This window comes from Bradyrhizobium sp. GCM10028915, from assembly GCF_042666195.1.
GTDB lineage: Bacteria > Pseudomonadota > Alphaproteobacteria > Rhizobiales > Xanthobacteraceae > Bradyrhizobium > Bradyrhizobium canariense_D.
Window position 1 is genome coordinate 306,848 of the sequence record NZ_JBHTFN010000071.1, and the last position, 19,035, is coordinate 325,882.

The following is a 19,035-nucleotide window of genomic DNA, read 5'->3' on the forward strand; positions in this document are numbered from 1 at the left end:
CGCTCACTTGACGGCTTCCCTCGAGGACTCCGCTTCCGGCATCGCGCCGGCCTCTGTGCCGCCGGTTCGCACGTGGATCACGGCGATGTTGTCCGCGTAGAGCCGCTTCCAGCCCTTGATGTGGTCCAGCACCTGGGCGGCCGGTGCGTCCGCGACCATGAGCGTGGCGTCGATCTGGTACGCGTCGAGCAGCCGCGTCAGACTGTCGAGCTTCTTGAGCTCCACGGCCTTGAAGACGTCCATGGCGAAGGTTTCGCCGTAGAGCTCGGCGCGGCCGTCGATGAAGACCGGGATGTCACGCGAGATCAGATAGCCGCCGAACTGGTAGGCGTTGAAGATGCGTTGCGCCTTGCGTTTCTCGAGCAGATCGACGGCGGCGACCGGTGTCTGATCCATCGTGAAGGTGAAGCGGTGATGCGCCATGTAGAGTGAGGTCGAGGTCCAGCCTGCGGCCACGATCATCAGCGCGCCTGTCGCGGTGACGTAACGGGCAGCCCAACTCTCGCCGCCCTGCGTGCCAGGCTGCGGCAGCGCAGACCGTTCGCCGAGGGGCTTGGCCAGCACCAGCGGCACCAGGAAGGCGAAGGCCTCGATGCTCCTGACGTGGGTGAGCGCCATCCAGGTCAGAAGCAGGATCAGAAGAATACGCGGGGGCGAGAGCGTCAGGCCGCGATACAGCCCGATCGCAATCAGGCCGAACAGCGCGCCTTCGAATGCGTTGAAGGAGGCGAAGTTCGCGGGCGCCCACTCGGAGATGATCGTCAGCAGCTCGCCCAGATTGAGGATGTTGATCGCGCCGAGCAATGTGCGCCAGCCATAAGGCGTGACGCAGCTTGCGGCGAGTGCCGCAACACCGAACAGGAACCAGCGCGACAGCAGTCGGACCTGCTTGCCGGACTCCATGCCCCAGAGCGCCACAAATGACATCGGGCCGATCAGCGCCAGGCCCAGCACGAAGCCGCCATGCAGGTTCGACCACAGGGACATTAGCGGCAGCCAGTACCATGACGGGGCGCCCTTGCGGTCGGCTGCGGCCATCAATACGCCGACCCACGCGATCATCACGGGCAGCGCCAGCATGTGTGGCCGCGCCAGAACGTGGTGCAGCGACAGCAACAGCGCGAACATCGCGAACAGGACCGCTCGCGGAATTTCCAGATGGGCCTCGAGCAGGCCGACCAGCATCGCCGCCGACAATGCGACCGCAAGCGCGGTGAGGATCACCGGGCCGGCCCAATCCCATTGCGCATAGGAGAGGGCGAACAGGACCTGCGACAGCCATGAGGTCGAAACCCAGGGCGCCCCCGGACGGGTGAAGGAATATAAGTCCGTGTAGGGAAGCGCCTGGTGATCGAGGATCCATTGTCCGATCTTGATCTGCCAGAGCGAGTCGGAGTCCTGAAGCAGCGTGTCGCCGACATACACGAAGAAGAGATAGGCGCTCGCACCGACGCACAGCGGCACCAGGGCTCGCGCACGACCCTGCACCGTGATGCTGTTGGCAAAGGAAAGGGACATGCCGCCTCGTCGTCCTGGTGTTTTTGTCGTTGTGCCGAGCGATCGACATTGGACCACGGCGGTCATAATTCCGGGTAAACCGGTGAGGCGGGGCCGGCTTGATGTCTCGACAATTTAACGGATCGTTTTAGATTTCGGTTTACCATCGACGCATACACGCAAACCGCTCTGTGTTTCCGCAGTCGAATTAACTGCGGCGCAATTCTTTGCCTCTACGTTCGGTTCCATGGTCAAGCGGCGCTGGGAAGCCCAAAAGACCAGATCAGTTGTAGCCTCGTGTACTCATTTGGAGCTCTTTATGAAGAACCTCGTTGCGCGTTTTGCGAAAGATGAATCCGGCGCCACCGCTATTGAATACGGTCTGATCGCCGCCGGCATTGCGCTGGCGATCATCACTGTCGTCAATAACCTGGGCACCACGTTGAACGCCAAGTTCACCTCGATCTCGAGCAGCCTCAAGTAACGCTGTACGAATCGCGAATTCAAAGAGCCCCGTCCTTGACGGGGCTCTTTTCTTTTGGCGGACGATTTCCGGATCTGGGAAGTCGTGAAGCTGTAGCAAGCTTGTAGGGCGGCAAAGCGTCTGCCGCGGCTCCGAAAGCGCAGGCGTTCCCACCGTCGAGAACATTGAACATTGAAAGTTGCCGGCGGGCACGCCGCTACGCGCGGACCCTAGGGCAACTTGTCGGCTGTCATTCCGCGAGGCCGGGCTGCCAGACCGCCGACGGCGCAGGCGCGGCAGACGTCTGCTGCGCGCGGCGGTGCCATTCGAGATAGAATTTCGCCGCCCAGATCGACGCTGCGGCGACTGCGATTCCGCCGGCGACGTCGATGACGTAATGCGCGCCGATTACCGGTGTTGCCGCAATCATCAGCAGATTGAGCGCAGCCGCGATGCCGCCGAGGCCGCGCACCGGCCACAGCGCCCACATGTAGAGCACGGCGGATGCGGCGTGGAAGCTCGGAAACGAGACAATGCCGGCGAGGAAGAACAACTGGAGCTCGTGCAGGCTACCGTCGCGAAGCGCGAGGATGTCGCGCAACTGCCCGGCATAGACCGCGGTGTTGATTTCGGGAAAATGCGCGGCGGACAGCTGCAGCCCCCAATAGGTGCCGATCGCGGGCACGACGGCGGAGATCGCGATGGTGACCGCGAGCGCGAGGCTCATCGCGAGCATGAACAATTGCAGCCGCATATAGTGCGCCGTCAGTGCCAGCACGACGGGAATGCCGAGCAGCGGCAATTTGATCAGCCCATATCCGCGAGCCAGGCAGTCCGCGAGCCAGGGATGGTCGTTGACGTATCGCGCGATCGGTTCGGGATCGAGGCCGAGTGCACGGTCGATCGCAAGCAGCGCCTGGTCCTGCAGCGGCCAGTTCAGCTTGGCCGCGACATAGCTGAGCGGTCCGACGATGGCGCAGGTGAGAATAATCTGTCCGATCGTTCCGAGCGAAAACAGCAGCTTCGGGTCGGCAAGCTCGCCTTTGACGATGCGGTGGCCATAGGCCAGCGCGAGCAAGACTGCAGCAACTGCCAGCGTCACCCAATAGGCGACTGGTTCGAGGCTCAGGCCGGTGAAGGGGAGGCCCAGCGCCAGCAGGCCGCCCATGGCTGAGATGGGAAGCCAGTTCAGGTGGAAGAGCTGCCAGGCGGTCCGGGCGTCCGTGTCGACCATGCTGCACCGAGGTGGGATCGCGATACCGCAGCACAGTCGCGGAGCAGGTTTAAGATGGCGGTAACGATCGTGGTTACCCCTTCACCAAAGCAGTTCGTGACGTTTTTAGCTGTTTGAGCTCGCGTTTTTTTTGCGTGACGCTTCATGCATTTGCACCTTGTCATCCACTCTGAATAGTTGTTCAGTCCTTGCGGGGCGATTTGCGATATCAGTGACGAAGCGTTCGGCCGCAGGGCGTGCGACCGGCGTGTGGGACAGGAAGCGCGCCATGGTTTATCGGCGGACGCATCAAGTGGTGAAGCGCCTTGCGGCCCGGCGCAGTGCGATACTGGCGGCGGCGCGGGAGGCGGCGGCGGAAGGCGGGATGGCGGCGGTGCAGATTGCGCCAGTCGCGGTTCGCGCCGGCGTCGCTGCGGGTACGGTCTACCGCTACTTCCCCTCCAAGGCCGATTTGATCTCCGAGTTGATTGCCGAAGTCTCCCGCGACGAGCTCACGGCGATCCGGCGAGCCGCCGATGCCGCGCCGGGGCCGTCCTCGGCGCTGGCGGCGGCGGTCACCACCGTGGCTGTCCATACCCTGTCACAGCGCAGGCTCGCCTGGGGCATCCTGGCCGAGCCGGTCGATGTCGATGTCAGCGCTTCACGTCTCGCCAGTCGGCGCGAGATCGCGGGCGAGATGGCCTCGCGGATCGACGCCGCCGTGCGCGCCGGCCACCTGCCGGCGCAGGACACGGCCCTTGCTGCCACCGCGCTGCTCGGCGCGCTGCACGAGGCCCTGGTCGGACCGCTCGCGCCGGACAATCTCGACGATCCCGCCAGGATGCGCGATGCCGTGCAGACCGTGACGCTGCTGGCGCTCCGCGCGGTCGGCGTCATGGACGCCCGCGCCAGGGGGCTCGTCGTGCAGCAGACGCTGCTGCCGACGGCGAAAGCGCTGGTTGGGGCCTAAAACGTCATCCTGATCGACCGGCGGACCTGATCGCGCCCAGGCCGTTGCTCGAGCTCGCCTTTTCAAAAAACCTCAGCACATCCGCCGGACTCGCCGGCTACTGTGCATGGGGTTGTTTTCGACATTTTTTGTTTGCCGGGTGCCGGCGGAGCTAGATATTCGCTTCGCCCTCGGGGCCGACCGAGGCGATGCGCACCATGTTGGTGGTGCCGGGGATGCCGAGCGGCACGCCGGCGACGATGATCACGCGCTGGCCCGCCCGGACGAAGCCGTCGCGGAACGCGATCTGGCCGGCGCGGCTCACCATGTCGTCCTGGTCGCGCGCATCTTCTGCCACCACGCAATGTATGCCCCAGACGACCGACAGCCGGCGTCCCGCCGCGACGTTCGGCGTGATCGCCACGATCGGCGGCTTCGGCCGCTCGCGCGCCACGCGCACGGCGGTCGATCCCGAACTGGTCCAGCAGATCAGGGCCGGCAGGTCGAGCGTCTCGGCGATCTGCCGCGCAGCGTCCGCGATGGCATCGCCGGCGGTGGCTTCCGGTGCCGGGCGCTGTGCGGTGATGACGGAGCGATAGATCGGGTCGCGCTCGACCTCCTCGCCGATGCGATTCATGGTCGAGACGGCCTCGACCGGGAATTTGCCGGCCGCCGATTCCGCCGACAGCATGATGGCGTCGGCGCCTTCGTAGACGGCGGTGGCGACGTCGGAGACCTCGGCGCGGGTCGGCACCGGCGACTGGATCATCGATTCCAGCATCTGGGTCGCGATCACCACCGGCTTGCCGGCGCGCCGCGCCATGCGCGTCATCTGCTTCTGTAGGCTCGGCACGCGTTCCAGCGGCAGCTCGACGCCGAGGTCGCCGCGCGCCACCATCAGGGCGTCGGAGGCGTCGATGATGTCGGCGAGGCGATCGATCGCCTGGGGCTTCTCGATCTTGGCCATCACCGCCGCACGGCCGCGGATCATCTTCTTGGCCTCGAGCACGTCGTCGGCGCGCTGCACGAAGGACAGCGCGATCCAGTCGACGCCGGTGACCAGCGCCGCTTCGAGATCGGCGCGGTCCTTCGGCGTCATCGCCGAGACCGGCAGGTCGGTGTCGGGCAGGCTGACGCCTTTGCGGTCGGACATCCGGCCGCCGACCACGACGCGCGTCACCGCGTGCTCCTTCGAGGTCTCCTCGGCGATCAGCCGCACCTTGCCGTCGTCGAGCAGCAGCGAATGGCCCGGCCGCAGCGCGGCCAGGATCTCCGGATGCGGGAGCTGGACGCGGGTGGTGTCGCCCGGCGCCTTGTCGGAATCGAGCGTGAAGGTCTGGCCATTCTGGAGCTGGACCGCGCCTTCGGCGAAGGCGCCGAGCCGGAGCTTTGGCCCCTGGAGATCGACCAGAATCCCGATCGGCCTTCCATAGCTGCTCTCGACGTTGCGGATCGTCGCGACCAGCTCCCGCATCTTGTCATGCGGAGTGTGGCTCATGTTGATGCGGAACAGGTCGGCGCCGGCCTCGAACAGGCGGCGGATCATCGCGAGGTCCGAAGAAGCGGGTCCAAGCGTCGCGAGAATCTTGATACGGCGAAGACGCCTCATGGCTTATTTCCAGACGGGGGCGAGGGAGCTGGCGGGAGGCCAGGCGCGGCGGGGGGCGTACCACCGGGCGGGCCATTGGGCAAACCCGGGACCCCCGGGCCAACAGGGCCGGGGAGGCCTGGCACGCGCTGCTGCTTTGACGGCTGTTCGGTGGCATCGGTGAGCTGCACCGTCCAGGCCCGCTGCTCGCCGGTATCGACCTCGAAATAGCCGGTCCGGTCATAGCCGCGCGCAAGGCAATCCTCGGTGCCGCGGATGGTGAACTCCTTATCGCGCGAGCACATGAAAGCCTGGCCCGACCATTCGCCGCCGCGGTCATAGTCGATGGCGTAGATGTAATAGAAGCGGGCCACCAGAGTTCCGCGCAGCAGGGTCTCGCAGGAGCGCGACGAGATGTTCCACCAGCCTTCGGTGGTCCAGCCCTCGGCATCCTTGTAGCCGAGCGCGATGCCGACCCGGCTCGATGTGTTGTTGCAGAGCCGGAAATCGGCGGAAGCCGGGCTGGCCCAGAGGTACAGCAGGCCAACCACCAGCACCGGGACCAACCGGGCGAGCAGGCGAAGGCGGGAGCGGGGAGATTCGGCGATCATTGTCGCGGAAGCTATATCAGATCATTGACGATTTGGCGTAGGGCCCGGGAACTGCCTGAAGCCGGCTTCGCGCCCGTTTGCGCCGCGATATGGCAAAATCTGTGACAGGCCCCACCTGATCTCGTAAGGGTGACCCATCCAGGTCACAGCCAATTCGCAAAGCCGAGGGATCCAGCCATGGCAATTGACGACAAAACCAGAACGGAACTCGAGGCTGCCGCTTTCCGGCGCCTGGTCGATCATTTGAAGACGCGGACGGACGTCCAGAACATCGACCTGATGAACCTCGCAGGCTTCTGCCGCAACTGCCTGTCCAACTGGCTCAAGGACGCCGCCGACGCCCAAGGCGTCGCCTTGAGCAAGGATGAGAGCCGGGAAGCCGTCTATGGCATGCCCTATGAGGCCTGGAAGTCGAAATACCAGGGCGCGGCCACGCCTGAGCAGCTCGATGCCATGAAGAAGGTTCATCCGGGGCACTGAACGGCCTCGCCGGCAGCCTGATCTGCGGTGCCTTTGAGTCGCATCACACAACCGCTTTCTTCGACACGCCGCAGGAAGGTGTGGGCGCGCTGTGGACGAGCGCGATGCTGCCTTGAACGCGAGAGGTCCCAACCCTAAGGGTCTAACCAGCACGCGCGGTGAGGATGCCGGCGTCACCTCGTTTTGCCAGTTCCATTGGGAGTACCAAGATGGCCACCTCCGCCGCCGTCCGCGACGACGAGCCCGCGACGAAATTTGCCAAGGACCAGCTCAAGTCCATCATCGAGCGCATCGAGCGGTTGGAGGAAGAGAAGAAGGCGATCTCCGACGACATCCGCGACGTATTCGCCGAGGCCAAGGGCAACGGCTACGACGTCAAGGCGCTGCGCACCATCGTGCGCATGCGCAAGCAGGACCCGAACGAGCGCGCCGAGGCCGAGACGATCCTCGAGACCTACATGCAAGCACTGGGGATGATCTGAGCTATCGGTGTCGTCTTGGCTTTCGCCAGGGCGACACTATGCCGATCGAAGGAGACCGCGGTGACTGCGCCGCCGCTGCCGCGCGAGGTAAGCCGTGCCTACGATGCTTTTCCGGCGTCGATCGGCAAGCGGCTGCTTTGGGTACGCGAACTGATCTTCGCGGCCGCCGCGGCGCATGAAGGCATCGGCCGTCTTACCGAAACGTTGAAATGGGGCGAGCCTGCTTATCTGACCGAAGAGACCGGCAGTGGCAGCACGATCCGGCTCGGCCGCCTGAAGGACTCCGCGCACGCCGCGATTCTGTTCAACTGCAAGACGACGCTGGTCGATACCTTTCGCGAACGCTTTCCCGATCAGTTCGAATATCGGCAGACCAGGGCGTTGCTGTTGCCGGTGTCGGGCAAGCTGCCGAAGCAGGACCTATCGGTCTGCCTGTCGCTGGCGTTGACGTATCATCTGGATCGACGGAGGAAGCGTTAGCGGCGCGCGAAGACGTCAGCGCAGCGAAGCCGTCCGCACGACGAAGGACGTCGTCTCGAGCTTGGCGGTGGCTGTACCCGAGAAACTGTCGCAGGACAGGCCCTGCATCGGATCGTCGGCAAAACCCATGGCGATCACGGACTGCGGCTTGACGAAGTAGGCGCGCATTGCGGCGGTGTCGAGCTCACCCATCAGCGTGACCGACATCGCGCGGCTGGCGCTCGGCGACAGCATCACGATCTTGAGCCAGATGCTTTCGCCCTTGGCTGCGGAGAGCCGGGTCGCGGTTGCGACCATGCCGTCGACGCGCTTACCGACTACCGTGTTGATCTCGGTCGCCGGCGCAAGGTTACGCGACGCGGAGGCGGCACGGGCGGAGCGCGGGATCGGCGCGGAGGCGGCGACGACGTTGGCGCGGTCGACCGGTGAGGCGGACGCCGGCGCGTAGGCCAGGGCCTGATAGGCGGCGCTGGACACGCTCGCGGTCGGCTGCGGATCGGTGGCGGCGGCAAGCGCCTGCCGTGCCTTCAGCGCAGCAATTTGGGCCGGCGTCGCCTGCTGCGGCGCAGTCGGGGTATCCCAGAAGCCGCGGGCATTGATGATGTCGGCGGGGGTCTCGGGCTTGGCGTCAGCAGATTTGCCGGCGGCCGGCTTGTCAGCCACAGGCGCCGGTTTCGGTTTGGGCGGCGCGACGATCTGCATATCGGCCGAGGCGAGCTGGATCGTCGCCGCGACTGACGGCTTGGCGCGCGGCGTCGGCACCGGATCGGCCGGCTTGGTCGCGGCGGCCACCACGCTCGGCGCGACAGGTTTCGCGGCCGGAGCGGGCGCGCCCTCGTCATCCTCGTCGTTGCTTGTGGCGGCCGGAGCCGGCTTACCCTTGAACAGGGCGGCAAAGAAATTCGACTTGCTGCCGGAATCCTCGCCGCTGCCGCGCCGCTCGATCTCGGCCTTGGCGAGCTCATAGCCCTTCAGCGGCGTGCCGTCGGTCGGGAGGTGGACGGTGCGTCCGTCCGGGAAGACCCGGGCGAGCTGGTCATGCGTCATGCGCGGCCAATGCCGGATGCTGCCGGTGTCGAGATGTACGAACGGCGAGCCGGAGGTCGGGTAGAAGCCGACGCCGCCGCGCTGGAGGCGCAGGCCGGCGAAGCGGATCTGCTCCAGCGGCACGTTCGGGATGTAGAAGTCCATCGCATGCCCCAGCATGTGCTGGCTGAAGCGCGCCACGCCGGAGGAGCGGCGGCGGAGCATGGAGTTGGTCGCGGGCGAGCGGTAGGCGGAGATGATCTGGATCGGCTGCTTGCCGTCGACGTCGCGGTAGACTTCCCAGAGGATGTCGAAGAGGTGACGGTCCATGACCGTCTCGTCCTGGCTGCGCCAGTCGCGCAGGAAGTGGTTGAGCTGCTTCAGCGCCGCTTCGTCGTAGCGTCCGTCGCGCTTGAAGGTGACGGTGAGGTCTTCGCCGGAATGGGTGTGGTGGAAGGAGAGCGTCTTGGTCTCGTTGAGCGCGGCGGCGTTGTGAACTGAACCCGCGGCAGCAAGCAGCAATACGGCAGCGAGGCCGATTCTGGATCCGGCCTTCACTCCCGCATGGGACAACGACAGCACAGCGAATTGGCGTGCGATTCCAGTCAGCACGTTAGAGCCCACCCAGTCGACGAGCGTTCAAAATGGACTCTCCCGCTAACCCCGTTAGCGCGCGAAAGAGGATGAACGCTTTGTTAAAGCGAGAAGGTTAATTCGAGGTTGACCTTCCCGCCCCCAAACCAAGTCAGATCGCGAACCTAACCGGGTGAGTGTGGCAAAAAAACGCCCGCTGCCTGAGGTCAGGTGGAGAATGGTTAACGTTAAGCGACCCCATCCAGAGGATGAGGTCGCTGATTTTACTGCAGAATTTCAGGAAATCAGGCGCCGGGCGGCCTGGCTCAGCGGGTGAATACCCGCTGCTGCTGCGGCCGGCGGCCGACCGGGGCCGGCGGCGGGGTGGGCGCTCCGAACAGCCGCTCGAAGAAATTCGGCCCGGACGAGCCGCCGTTGTTGGCCGCCAACACCCCGTTCGGCAGTGTCGTCGCCGGGCGTGAATAGCTCGGCTGGGAGTGCGCGACGACGTTCTCGAGATCCTTGCCGCGACCGTTCTTCAGGATGTTGATCATGGTCGCGTCGCGGCCATAGACGTCCTTGCGGAATTGCAGCTTGCCGCCATCGTCCACGAATGCGGTCTGATAGGTGATGTTGACCGGGATCGGGGTCGGGAATTTCAGGTCGATCTCGCTCTTGCCGTACATGCTGCGGATGCGTTCCGGCGTGTACTTCTCGTTCGGCATCGCGATGTTGAGCAGGACCGAGGCGTACTGATCCGGGTTCTGCACGCGCATGCAGCCGTGGCTGAAGGCGCGTTCGTCCCGGGCGAACAGGTTCTTGTCCGGCGTGTCGTGCTGATAGACCAGGAACTTGTTGGGGAAATTGAAGCGGATGCGGCCGAGCGCGTTGGCTTCACCGGGCGGCTGCGAGATGTGCACCGAACCATCGCGGTTCTGTTCGAGCTTGAGACCCATGCGCTGGAGCACGGTCGGGTCCTGCTGAAGCGCCGGCAGATATTCGTTGTAGACGATCGACGGCGGCACGTTCCAGGTCGGATTGACCGTGATGTACTTCATCGTCTCGGTGAGCAGCGGGGTCGCATGCGTGCCGGGCTTGCCGGTGACGACGCGGGTGGTCCAGACCTGTTGGCCGCGCTGCATCACCTTCAACGTGTAGTCGGGAATGTTGAGGATGACATAAGCATCGCCCAGCGAGGGCGCGCCCAGGTCGCGCGGCAGCCAGCGCCAGCGCTCCATGTTCACCAGCACCACGTCGATCTGCTTGTCGCGCTTCGGGGCGTTGATCGCCCTGACCGTCTTGTCGTCGAGGATGCCGGTCGCCTTGAGCTCGGCGCTGTTCTGGAATTTGCGCACGGCTTCGGCGACCGCCGCGTCATAGCGGGTGTCGCTGGCGTTCTCGGTGATGCCGAGCTTGGCGCGCAGCTGCGGCACGCGCGGATCTTCAACGACGATTTCAGCCTGCTTCTTGCCGGCCGGGGTGTATTTCAGCGCCGGACCATCGGCGATCTCGATCACCGGGCCGTTGCCCTGGCCGCGGAGCTCCGCGAGCTTCGCCTTCAGCTCCTTGTAAAGTTTTTGCGGCGGATTGTAGCTGTCGAGCGCCGCGGAGGCGTCCGCCGCGGTCGTGACCTTGGCGAGCACCTCGTTCGGATCGACCGGATGCTCGGGATAGAGGATGTCGCCGCTGACCTGCGACCAGTGCATGCGGCCGCTCTGGGCCTGGCGCGCATAGTCGAACATGCTGGCGGTGAGCTTGAGCTCGGCATCGGCGAGCGTATCGGGTGTCGTGGCGGCCGCGAAGTCCGGCACCGGGTAATCGGCGGGATTGAGACCGTCGGACGCCGCGTCCTTCAGCCGTGCGATCACGCCCTTGGCCGCAGCGGTCAGGCTGCCGCCCTGGCTCCAGACCGGCGCGAAGTCGCGTGCACCGTAGAACTTCTCGATCGCAGCGCGTTCGTTCTTACGGTCGAAATAGCGCGAGGCCTTTGCGCCAATGATGTCCTTGAGCTTGTCGGCGACCGGCTGGTCGGCCGCGGGAACGTTGCTCGCGGCCCTCACCGGCTCCGAGGCCGGAGCCGCAGCGGTGGCGGGCGCGGCCGGCGTTGGGATCGCCGTGTCGGCCTTGGCAGGTTCGGTCTTGGCAGGTTCAGTCTTCGCCGTCTCGCTCTTCGTCGCCTCGGCGGCGGGCGTGGTGGCGACGTCGGAAGGCTTGGTCTCGACCTTGTCCGGCGCGGGGGCGGATTCGGCCTTCAGGGGTTCCTTGGCGGGCTCCTTAGCAGGGTCCACCACCGTGGCGGTGGTGTCGAGCTTGATGTCTGATGCGGTCGGGGGCGGGACGTTTGCGGGTTCGGGGCGCGGGATGGCGGCTTCGATCGCGAGCTCGGCAGCGCTGCTGCGCGCCTGATCCTGCGCCAGGGCTGAGCTGGCCGATACCGTGAGGAAGGTCGCCGCGACCGTGATCAAGACACGGTCAAAGCCTGCACGGTGGTTCAAACAGTCACGCATTGTGTCGCACCCCTCGGGTGAACTGTCCCCCGTGGAACAGCTTCGTTATCGCCTATTGAGCTTCGGCTAAACCGCGCCGGCCTCTCGGAAAGTTGCACGCCTGCACGCAACGATTCCTACGCAGACGAATCTTACGCGGACGATATACAGGCCCCGATTTCGCAGCCAGCGCTACCCGGGACAACTCACGACAAACTGACTTCAAGCACGCCTCTTGGCAACGGATTGTGCGCTTCTGCCACGCGCTTTTCCCTGTGTCTGTCACTTCCAAGTCACGGTTCAAATCGCAGTCGAATTCCGTCGTCATACGAACGGCTTACAGTCGTATCGCTCCGCCCGGACGAACCTCCGTTCGCTCAGGCTCAGTGCGTCTCCTCACCGCTTTTGCCGCCATGGCCGGGAACCCCGGCCTCATCGAGTTTGCGGTAGAGGGTGGACCGGCCGATTTTGAGGCGGCGGGCGACCTCCGACATCTGCCCGCGGTAATGCGAGATCGCGAAACGGATGATCTCGTTCTCGATGTCCTCCAGCGGCCGGACGTCGCCGGTCGCGGTCAGCATTGAGAGGGCACCCGCCATGGGCAGCGGCGCGATCGGTATTTCATTACCTGACACCACGGAGGGGGCCGCGATCGGCTCCAGCATCAGCGGCGCGGTCGGAATGTCTGTTCCCGGATGCGGCTGCGAGGCGATCAGAGGGAAGTCGTCGAGGCCAAGCTGGTCGCCCTCGCTCATCACCACGGCGCGATAGACCGCGTTTTCGAGCTGGCGAATGTTGCCGGGCCAATCGAGTTGGGCAAGGTGCGCAACGGCCTCGCCGCTGATGCCGGTGATGGGGCGGTTCTCCTCGGCGGCAAAGCGCGCCAGGAAATGCCTGAGCAGATGCGGAATGTCCTCGCGCCGGGCGCGCAGCGATGGGATCGTCAGCGGCAGCACGTGCAGGCGATAGAACAAGTCTTCCCGGAAGTGGCCCTGCTTGACCCGCTCGAGCAGCCTGCGGTTGGTCGCCGAGATGATGCGGACGTCGACCTTCACGGGTTTGCGGCCGCCGACCGCCTCGACCGCGCCTTCCTGGAGCGCGCGAAGCAGCTTGACCTGCGCGCTCAGCGGCAGTTCGCTGACCTCGTCCAGGAACAGCGTGCCGCCATGAGCTTCGACGAACTTGCCGGTGTGGCGTTCGGTGGCGCCGGTGAAGGCACCCTTCTCGTGACCGAACAGAATGGATTCGACGAGGTTGTCGGGGATCGCGCCGCAATTGACCGCGACGAACGGCTTGGCCTTGCGCTCGCCGCTGCCATGAATGGCACGCGCGAACATCTCCTTGCCGACGCCGGACTCGCCCTCGATCAGCACCGGGATCGAGGAGTTTGTTGCTTTCTGCGCCGCGCGCATCACGCCCGCCATCGCCTCGGCGCGTGTGATGATGTCGGAGAAGGTCAGCCGGCCTTCGCGGCTGTGACGGATGCGCTGCAGTTCGCCCTTGAGCGCGGACGAATTGAGCGCGTTGCGAAGCGAGACCTGGAGCCGCTCCAGGCCGACCGGCTTGACCACGAAGTCGGCCGCACCCGCGCGCATCGCCGAGATCACATTGTCGATGCCGCCATGGGCCGTCTGCACGATGACGGGGATGCTGAGACCCGCTTCGCGGATTTTCGCCAGCACGCCCATGCCGTCGAGGCCGGGCATCACGAGATCGAGGATGACGCCGTCGATGGCCGCGTCGGGGGCGGTGAGGGCGGCGATCGCCGCATCGCCGGAGTCCACCACGATCGTCTCATAGCCGCATTTCTGCACCATGTTTTCGACCAGCCGGCGGGCTACAGCGTCGTCGTCGGCGATCAAAATACTGGCAGCCATGGTGTTCCCCGCACGCTACTACTATCTGTCTCGAATCGGGGCACTCTGGCCGAAGCCGATTAACGCACTGTTAAATCCTGATGCCCCCGCCCGCCGTCGCGATTGTTGAACACAGGTTTCCCACACAATGAATTCGAGCTCCAAGCTTGCACTCAAAAAGTCTGCTCTCAAAAAGTCTGCTCTCCGCAAACCAGGCACCAAGCAATCGGTCATCAAGGCAAAGTCCTCCAGACCTTCACCCGCAAAGCCTGCGAGCAAGACCGGCAAGCTTCCGGAGTGGAACCTCGCCGACCTCTATTCCGGGATCGATGCGCCGGAAGTGGCGCGCGATCTCGCAAAGATGGATGCCGATTGCGTCGCGTTCGAGACGGACTACAAGGGCAAGCTCGCAACAGGAACAGCAAAGGAAGATGGCGGAAAATGGCTCGCAGAAGCCGTGCGACGCTATGAGGCGATCGACGACCTCGCCGGCCGGCTCGGCTCGTACGCTGGCCTCGTTCATGCCGGCGACAGCGTGGACCCCAAGATTTCAAAGTTTTACGGCGACGTTTCCGAGCGCCTGACGGCGGCATCGACGCATCTGCTGTTCTTCGCGCTCGAGCTCAACCGGATCGATGACGATATTTTGAACCGCGCGATGCAGGCCACCGAGCTCGCGCACTACCGTCCCTGGATCGAGGATCTACGCAAGGAGAAACCGTACCAGCTCGAGGACAAGCTCGAGCAGCTCTTCCTGGAGAAGGCGCAGACCGGCTATTCCGCCTTCAATCGGCTGTTCGACCAGACCATTTCGAGCCTGCGCTTCAAGGTCGGGCCCAAGGAGCTCGCGATCGAGCCGACGCTCAATCTGTTGCAGGACCGCGACGGCGCCAAGCGCAAGGCCGCGGCAGAGGCGCTCGCAAAGACCTTCAAGGCCAATGAGCGCACCTTTGCGCTGATCACCAACACTTTGGCCAAAGACAAGGACATCTCCGATAGCTGGCGCGGCTTCAAGGACGTCGCAGATTCCCGGCACCTGAACAACCGCGTCGAGCGCGAGGTGGTGGATGCGCTGGTCGCCTCGGTGCGCGCGGCCTATCCAAAATTGTCGCATCGCTACTACGCGCTGAAGGCACGCTGGTTCGGCAGGAAGCGCCTGGCCTATTGGGACCGCAACGCGCCGCTGCCTTTTGCTGCGACCGACGTGATCGGCTGGGGCGATGCGCGAAACATGGTGCTCTCCGCCTATCGCGGCTTCTCGCCCAAGATGGCTGATATCGCCGAGCGCTTCTTTGCCGACCGCTGGATCGACGCGCCGGTACGTCCGGGCAAGGCGCCGGGGGCCTTCTCGCATCCGACCACGCCGTCCGCGCACCCCTACGTGCTGATGAACTACCAGGGCAAGCCGCGCGACGTGATGACGCTCGCCCATGAGCTCGGCCATGGCGTGCACCAGGTGCTGGCGGCCAGGAACGGCGCTTTGATGGCGCCGACGCCGCTGACGCTGGCGGAGACCGCGAGCGTGTTCGGCGAGATGCTGACCTTCCGTCGGCTGCTGGCTCAGACCAGGAGCGCAAGGCAGCGCCAGGCGCTGCTCGCCGGCAAGGTCGAGGACATGATCAACACCGTGGTGCGGCAGATCGCGTTCTATTCCTTCGAGCGCGCGGTCCACACCGAACGCAAGAACGGCGAGCTCACCGCGACGCGGCTCGGCGAGATCTGGCTCTCGGTGCAGGGCGAGAGCCTTGGTCCGGCAATCGAGATCAAAGCGGGCTACGAGAACTACTGGATGTACATCCCGCATTTCATCCATTCGCCGTTCTACGTTTACGCCTATGCGTTCGGCGATTGTCTGGTGAACTCGCTCTACGCCGTCTACGAGAACGCGGCCGAAGGCTTTGCCGAGCGCTATCTCGACATGCTCGCCGCCGGCGGCACCAAGCATTATTCCGAACTGCTGCGGCCGTTCGGGCTCGATGCCAAGGATCCAAAGTTCTGGGACGGCGGCCTGAGCGTCATCGCCGGCATGATCGACGAACTGGAAGCGATGGGCTGAGCCGAACCGCCTTCAGCGCTGCAGCGAGCAGGTCGGGTCGGCCGTCCGAGTGTCCCGTTGTTCCGACAACGGGGGAGGCGGGTTGTAAAGATCCCGCCATGCACATTGAACGTTTGTGCCCGGGACCGGACTAATTCTTGCAGGCGGGTTCGACCTGCAATGCAATCTGTGATCGTTGATCGTCGCGTGTGCTCGGCCAGGGAGGCGAACATGGCCAGGATCAGTGCCCCAGACCCCAAGGTGGAGCCGCCACGGGCTGTGGGGGAACAGCAGCTGTGGGGGACGCAGCACCGGAAGATCGTCAAGCGCGAGCTCGCAGCCATCAACAACCGCCGCCTAGCCCAGGGTATGGATCCCGTTGCATACCCTGGCGACGAAAAGGCGATCGACACGGTCGGCCTTGCGCTGTCAGGCGGCGGGATCCGATCCTCCGCAATCTGCCTCGGCGTCTTGCAGGCTTTCAATCACCACGGGCTCATCAAGCACATCGACTATCTGTCGACCGTATCGGGCGGCGGTTACACCGGCTGTTCGTTTACGGCGACCATGACGCGGGCGCAGAATTTCGTCTTCGGAAGCACGCCGACACCTGGAGCCGAGAGCGCAAATGAGATCAGTGACACGCCTGCGGTGGGCCATATCCGGAATTACTCGAACTATCTCGTTCCGGCCGGCGCGCGCGACCTGATCACCGGCGTCGCAATCGTCGTGCGTGGACTCGTTGCCAATCTGAGCCTGACGCTGCCGGTCGTACTGCTCGTTGCAGTGATCACGATCCTGTCCAACGCCGCACGCTCGTCACTCTATACGACCAATTTCTTCGGCCTGAGCGTCGACGACACCCACAATCTTGGTCCCCTCTCCAGCCTGGGATTGATGCCTGCCTTCTTTCTTGTCGGCCTTGTTGTCGCCTTGCTGCTTTTGTTGGTCGGGCGCCTTTTCAAAGTCGGGCGGCGCGAGCTGTTTCGGTACCTGGCCGGTCTTGCGTTTGCGATGGGTCTCATCTGTGCGATCGCCAGCTGCCTGAATGTCGATCACTTTGGCCTTTCGCTTGCAGCGGTCCTGCTCGGCCTTGCGCTTTTCTTTGGCTGGGCAGTGCTGCGATCGATTTCGTCGACCAAGGGAGGTGAATTCCGCGGCTATCCGTCGACGGTCGGCGCGACCTATCTCGTTCTGCTTGCCGCCATCTGCTTCTTCGAATTTCAGCCCTTCATGATCGCCCAGATGTTCGATGTCGCCGACGCTAACACGACTCAGTCCGGCGGCATCATTGGCGGCGTTGCAATCAAGTGGGTCCAATCGCTTGCGGCCATCACTGCGCCGGTTGCGGCGGCTGTCACGCTGTTCCGGCAGCAATTCGCCGACCTGCTGAAGGGCGCCGGCGCCTCGGACCTGGGATCACGCCTGCTCGCCCATGCGGCGAAAGCAGCCGTGCTTGTCGCGGGACTGGCGCTGCCCTTGCTGATCTGGGTCGGATATCTCTATCTTTGCTATTGGGGCATCGCGAACGACAAGACGCTCGACGCCGCCTACCGTCAATACCCCATGATCGAGGAGTGGGGAGCGGCTGGCGTGCAACCCGTGCCGCCCGCGGCCGGTGTCGATGTCAAGGGAAATGTCCAGTTTGACTCGGCGACCCGCAAGCTCTCGGCCGAAATCACCAATCGCGAAGCGAAGGTCGTCGTCTCCAAGCCGGTGGGGCCGATCTCGCACATTCCCGCATGGCTGTTTTCCGTTGCGTCATTGCAGTCCCCGGACAAATTCACTTGGTCGAAGTACCAGTTCGGCAACAGTGTCAGCTGGCGGATGATGCTGCTCTACTTCTTGTCGGGCTCGGCCATGTTCGGCCTGTCGTGGGTTCTCGGGCCGAATGCCAATTCGTTGCACCGGCTCTATCGTGATCGCCTCAGCAAGGCCTTCTTGTTCAATCCGCTCTATTACGCCGACGGGGAGCCGTCGCGGAACATGCCGAGTCTGGACCAGGGGAGGGATTTCCTTCCGCTCGACGAGGAGAAGCTGAGCGGTCTGTTACATCAGATGGTCTACGGGGTCGATCCAGCGGGAGCGATGACGGTCGCGACATCGAAAAAATGCAGCCTGGCCTCGCCATATCCCATCATCAACGCCGCGCTGAACATCCAAGGATCCGACTTCGCCAATCGGCGGGGACGGAACGCGGATTTCTTCATATTCTCGCCGCTGCACGTCGGCAGCGAGGCCACTGGCTATGCGAATACACCGGCATTCGAGAAGGTCGCGCCGGGCCTCGATCTTGCGACCGCGATGGCAATCTCCGGGGCCGCCGCTTCGTCGAACATGGGCTCGGGGTCGATCCGCTCGCTGACCCCGACCCTGGCGCTCCTCAACGTGCGCCTGGGGTACTGGTTGAAGAACCCGCGCTGGGTCTCGACAAAGGACAAGCCGCAGCACCACTCGACCCCTTTGTTTCTATGGTCTGAGATCTCGGGCCGGCTTTACGAGAATGCCGATGCGGTCTACCTGACGGACGGCGGACACATCGAGAATCTCGGTGTCTACGAGTTGTTGCGACGACGCTGCAAGGTGATCATCGCGGTTGACGCCGAAGCCGATGCACCCATGAATTTCTCATCCCTGGTGACGCTGCAGCGCTATGCGCGCATCGATCTCGGGATCATCATCGATCTGCCGTGGACGCCGATCCGCAACACCACGCTCGAGTGGATGAAGTGCAACGCAACCAAATCCCCGGCCCGGCGCACGGCGGGCGGACCGCACGTGGCGGTCGGCACCATCGACTACGGCTCGGGGGAAAAGGGGTACCTCGTGTACATCAAGTCGTCCCTGACCGGAGACGAGAACGACTACATCCGCGACTATGCACGCCGCAACGACACCTTCCCGCATGAAACCACCGGTGACCAGTTCTTCTCGGAGGAGCAGTTCGAGGTCTACCGCGCGCTGGGTTTCCACATGAGCCACGGTTTTCTCACCGAGGATGCCGGCGCGGATGCAATCGTCGTCAACGTTCCGGGAGAACGCTGCGCAAAGCGAAACTTCTGCGACAGCAAGGTGGAGCCGATCGGCGCAGTCCGCCGTGCGCTCGGCCTGCGCTGAGAGGCCTCGGCTCGTGGCATCGGAGACCGCCTCTGACGGGCGGATCACCGGTCTGAGCCGAATTCCCGCCCATTGGAATTCCAAATGACCTGATTTGCCGGGAAACCGCGCCTCCGTGCCGTTGCCCTGCCCGGAAGTTTGCGGTATCCCAGCCACGAAATTCGACTTTCGACTGGGGA

General features: G+C 64.2%; 14 protein-coding genes. 7 read left to right on the forward strand and 7 right to left on the reverse strand.

Going from position 1 to position 19,035, the window contains the following annotated elements; translation table 11 throughout:
- Window positions 1-3: 3 nt before the first annotated feature.
- Entirely contained in the window at window positions 4-1,518 is a 1,515-nt protein-coding gene (locus ACFQX9_RS37100; protein ID WP_377791985.1) for a hypothetical protein, read from the reverse strand.
- A 298-nt stretch (window positions 1,519-1,816) separates the two neighbouring features.
- Here ACFQX9_RS37100 and ACFQX9_RS37105 point away from each other — a divergent pair, with 298 nt between their 5' ends.
- A complete protein-coding gene (locus ACFQX9_RS37105) occupies window positions 1,817-1,981 on the forward strand; it encodes a Flp family type IVb pilin (protein WP_007614256.1) in 165 nt (54 codons plus the stop codon).
- Between the two features lie 229 nt (window positions 1,982-2,210).
- Here the strand turns inward: ACFQX9_RS37105 and ACFQX9_RS37110 are convergent, their stop codons facing one another.
- Window positions 2,211-3,194 (reverse strand): phosphatase PAP2 family protein, encoded by a 984-nt coding sequence (locus tag ACFQX9_RS37110; RefSeq protein ID WP_247475620.1) that lies wholly within the window; start codon window positions 3,192-3,194, stop codon window positions 2,211-2,213.
- 268 nt (window positions 3,195-3,462) lie between these two features.
- On the opposite strand from ACFQX9_RS37110, the gene ACFQX9_RS37115 reads away from it, so the two are divergent.
- On the forward strand, window positions 3,463-4,143 hold the full coding sequence (locus ACFQX9_RS37115; protein ID WP_026232596.1) for a helix-turn-helix domain-containing protein: 681 nt from the start codon (window positions 3,463-3,465) through the stop codon (window positions 4,141-4,143).
- Between the two features lie 151 nt (window positions 4,144-4,294).
- On the opposite strand, the gene pyk is transcribed toward ACFQX9_RS37115, so the two are convergent.
- Both pyk and ACFQX9_RS37125 read right to left on the reverse strand, forming a co-directional pair.
- Window positions 4,295-5,731, reverse strand: coding sequence for a pyruvate kinase (gene pyk, locus ACFQX9_RS37120; RefSeq protein WP_027570348.1), 1,437 nt, complete (start codon window positions 5,729-5,731; stop codon window positions 4,295-4,297).
- A complete protein-coding gene (locus ACFQX9_RS37125) occupies window positions 5,728-6,321 on the reverse strand; it encodes a DUF1036 domain-containing protein (protein WP_377791986.1) in 594 nt (197 codons plus the stop codon). The genes pyk and ACFQX9_RS37125 overlap by 4 nt, the downstream gene beginning before the upstream one ends.
- 177 nt (window positions 6,322-6,498) lie before the next feature.
- Here ACFQX9_RS37125 and ACFQX9_RS37130 point away from each other — a divergent pair, with 177 nt between their 5' ends.
- The 3 genes from ACFQX9_RS37130 to ACFQX9_RS37140 all read left to right on the forward strand — a co-directional run bounded on the left by ACFQX9_RS37130 (window position 6,499) and on the right by ACFQX9_RS37140 (window position 7,763).
- Entirely contained in the window at window positions 6,499-6,801 is a 303-nt protein-coding gene (locus tag ACFQX9_RS37130) for a DUF1244 domain-containing protein (protein ID WP_007596287.1), read from the forward strand.
- A gap of 209 nt (window positions 6,802-7,010) precedes the next feature.
- Window positions 7,011-7,283, forward strand: coding sequence for a DUF2312 domain-containing protein (locus ACFQX9_RS37135; RefSeq protein WP_007596286.1), 273 nt, complete (start codon window positions 7,011-7,013; stop codon window positions 7,281-7,283).
- Window positions 7,284-7,343: 60 nt separating this feature from the next.
- The gene (locus ACFQX9_RS37140) at window positions 7,344-7,763 is read left to right on the forward strand and encodes a hypothetical protein (protein ID WP_085359457.1); all 420 of its coding nucleotides are present in this window, start codon (window positions 7,344-7,346) and stop codon (window positions 7,761-7,763) included.
- A gap of 15 nt (window positions 7,764-7,778) precedes the next feature.
- On the opposite strand, the gene ACFQX9_RS37145 is transcribed toward ACFQX9_RS37140, so the two are convergent.
- From ACFQX9_RS37145 to ACFQX9_RS37155, 3 genes are all read right to left on the reverse strand, one after another.
- The gene (locus ACFQX9_RS37145) at window positions 7,779-9,401 is read right to left on the reverse strand and encodes a DUF882 domain-containing protein (protein WP_377791987.1); all 1,623 of its coding nucleotides are present in this window, start codon (window positions 9,399-9,401) and stop codon (window positions 7,779-7,781) included.
- 287 nt (window positions 9,402-9,688) lie between these two features.
- On the reverse strand, window positions 9,689-11,869 hold the full coding sequence (locus ACFQX9_RS37150; RefSeq protein ID WP_085349146.1) for a L,D-transpeptidase family protein: 2,181 nt from the start codon (window positions 11,867-11,869) through the stop codon (window positions 9,689-9,691).
- Window positions 11,870-12,231: 362 nt separating this feature from the next.
- The gene (locus tag ACFQX9_RS37155; RefSeq protein ID WP_018453808.1) at window positions 12,232-13,725 is read right to left on the reverse strand and encodes a sigma-54 dependent transcriptional regulator; all 1,494 of its coding nucleotides are present in this window, start codon (window positions 13,723-13,725) and stop codon (window positions 12,232-12,234) included.
- 127 nt (window positions 13,726-13,852) lie between these two features.
- On the opposite strand from ACFQX9_RS37155, the gene ACFQX9_RS37160 reads away from it, so the two are divergent.
- The gene (locus ACFQX9_RS37160) at window positions 13,853-15,760 is read left to right on the forward strand and encodes a M3 family oligoendopeptidase (RefSeq protein WP_018453809.1); all 1,908 of its coding nucleotides are present in this window, start codon (window positions 13,853-13,855) and stop codon (window positions 15,758-15,760) included.
- A 210-nt stretch (window positions 15,761-15,970) separates the two neighbouring features.
- A complete protein-coding gene (locus ACFQX9_RS37165) occupies window positions 15,971-18,856 on the forward strand; it encodes a cell division protein (RefSeq protein ID WP_026232600.1) in 2,886 nt (961 codons plus the stop codon).
- The last annotated feature ends 179 nt before the right edge of the window (window positions 18,857-19,035 follow it).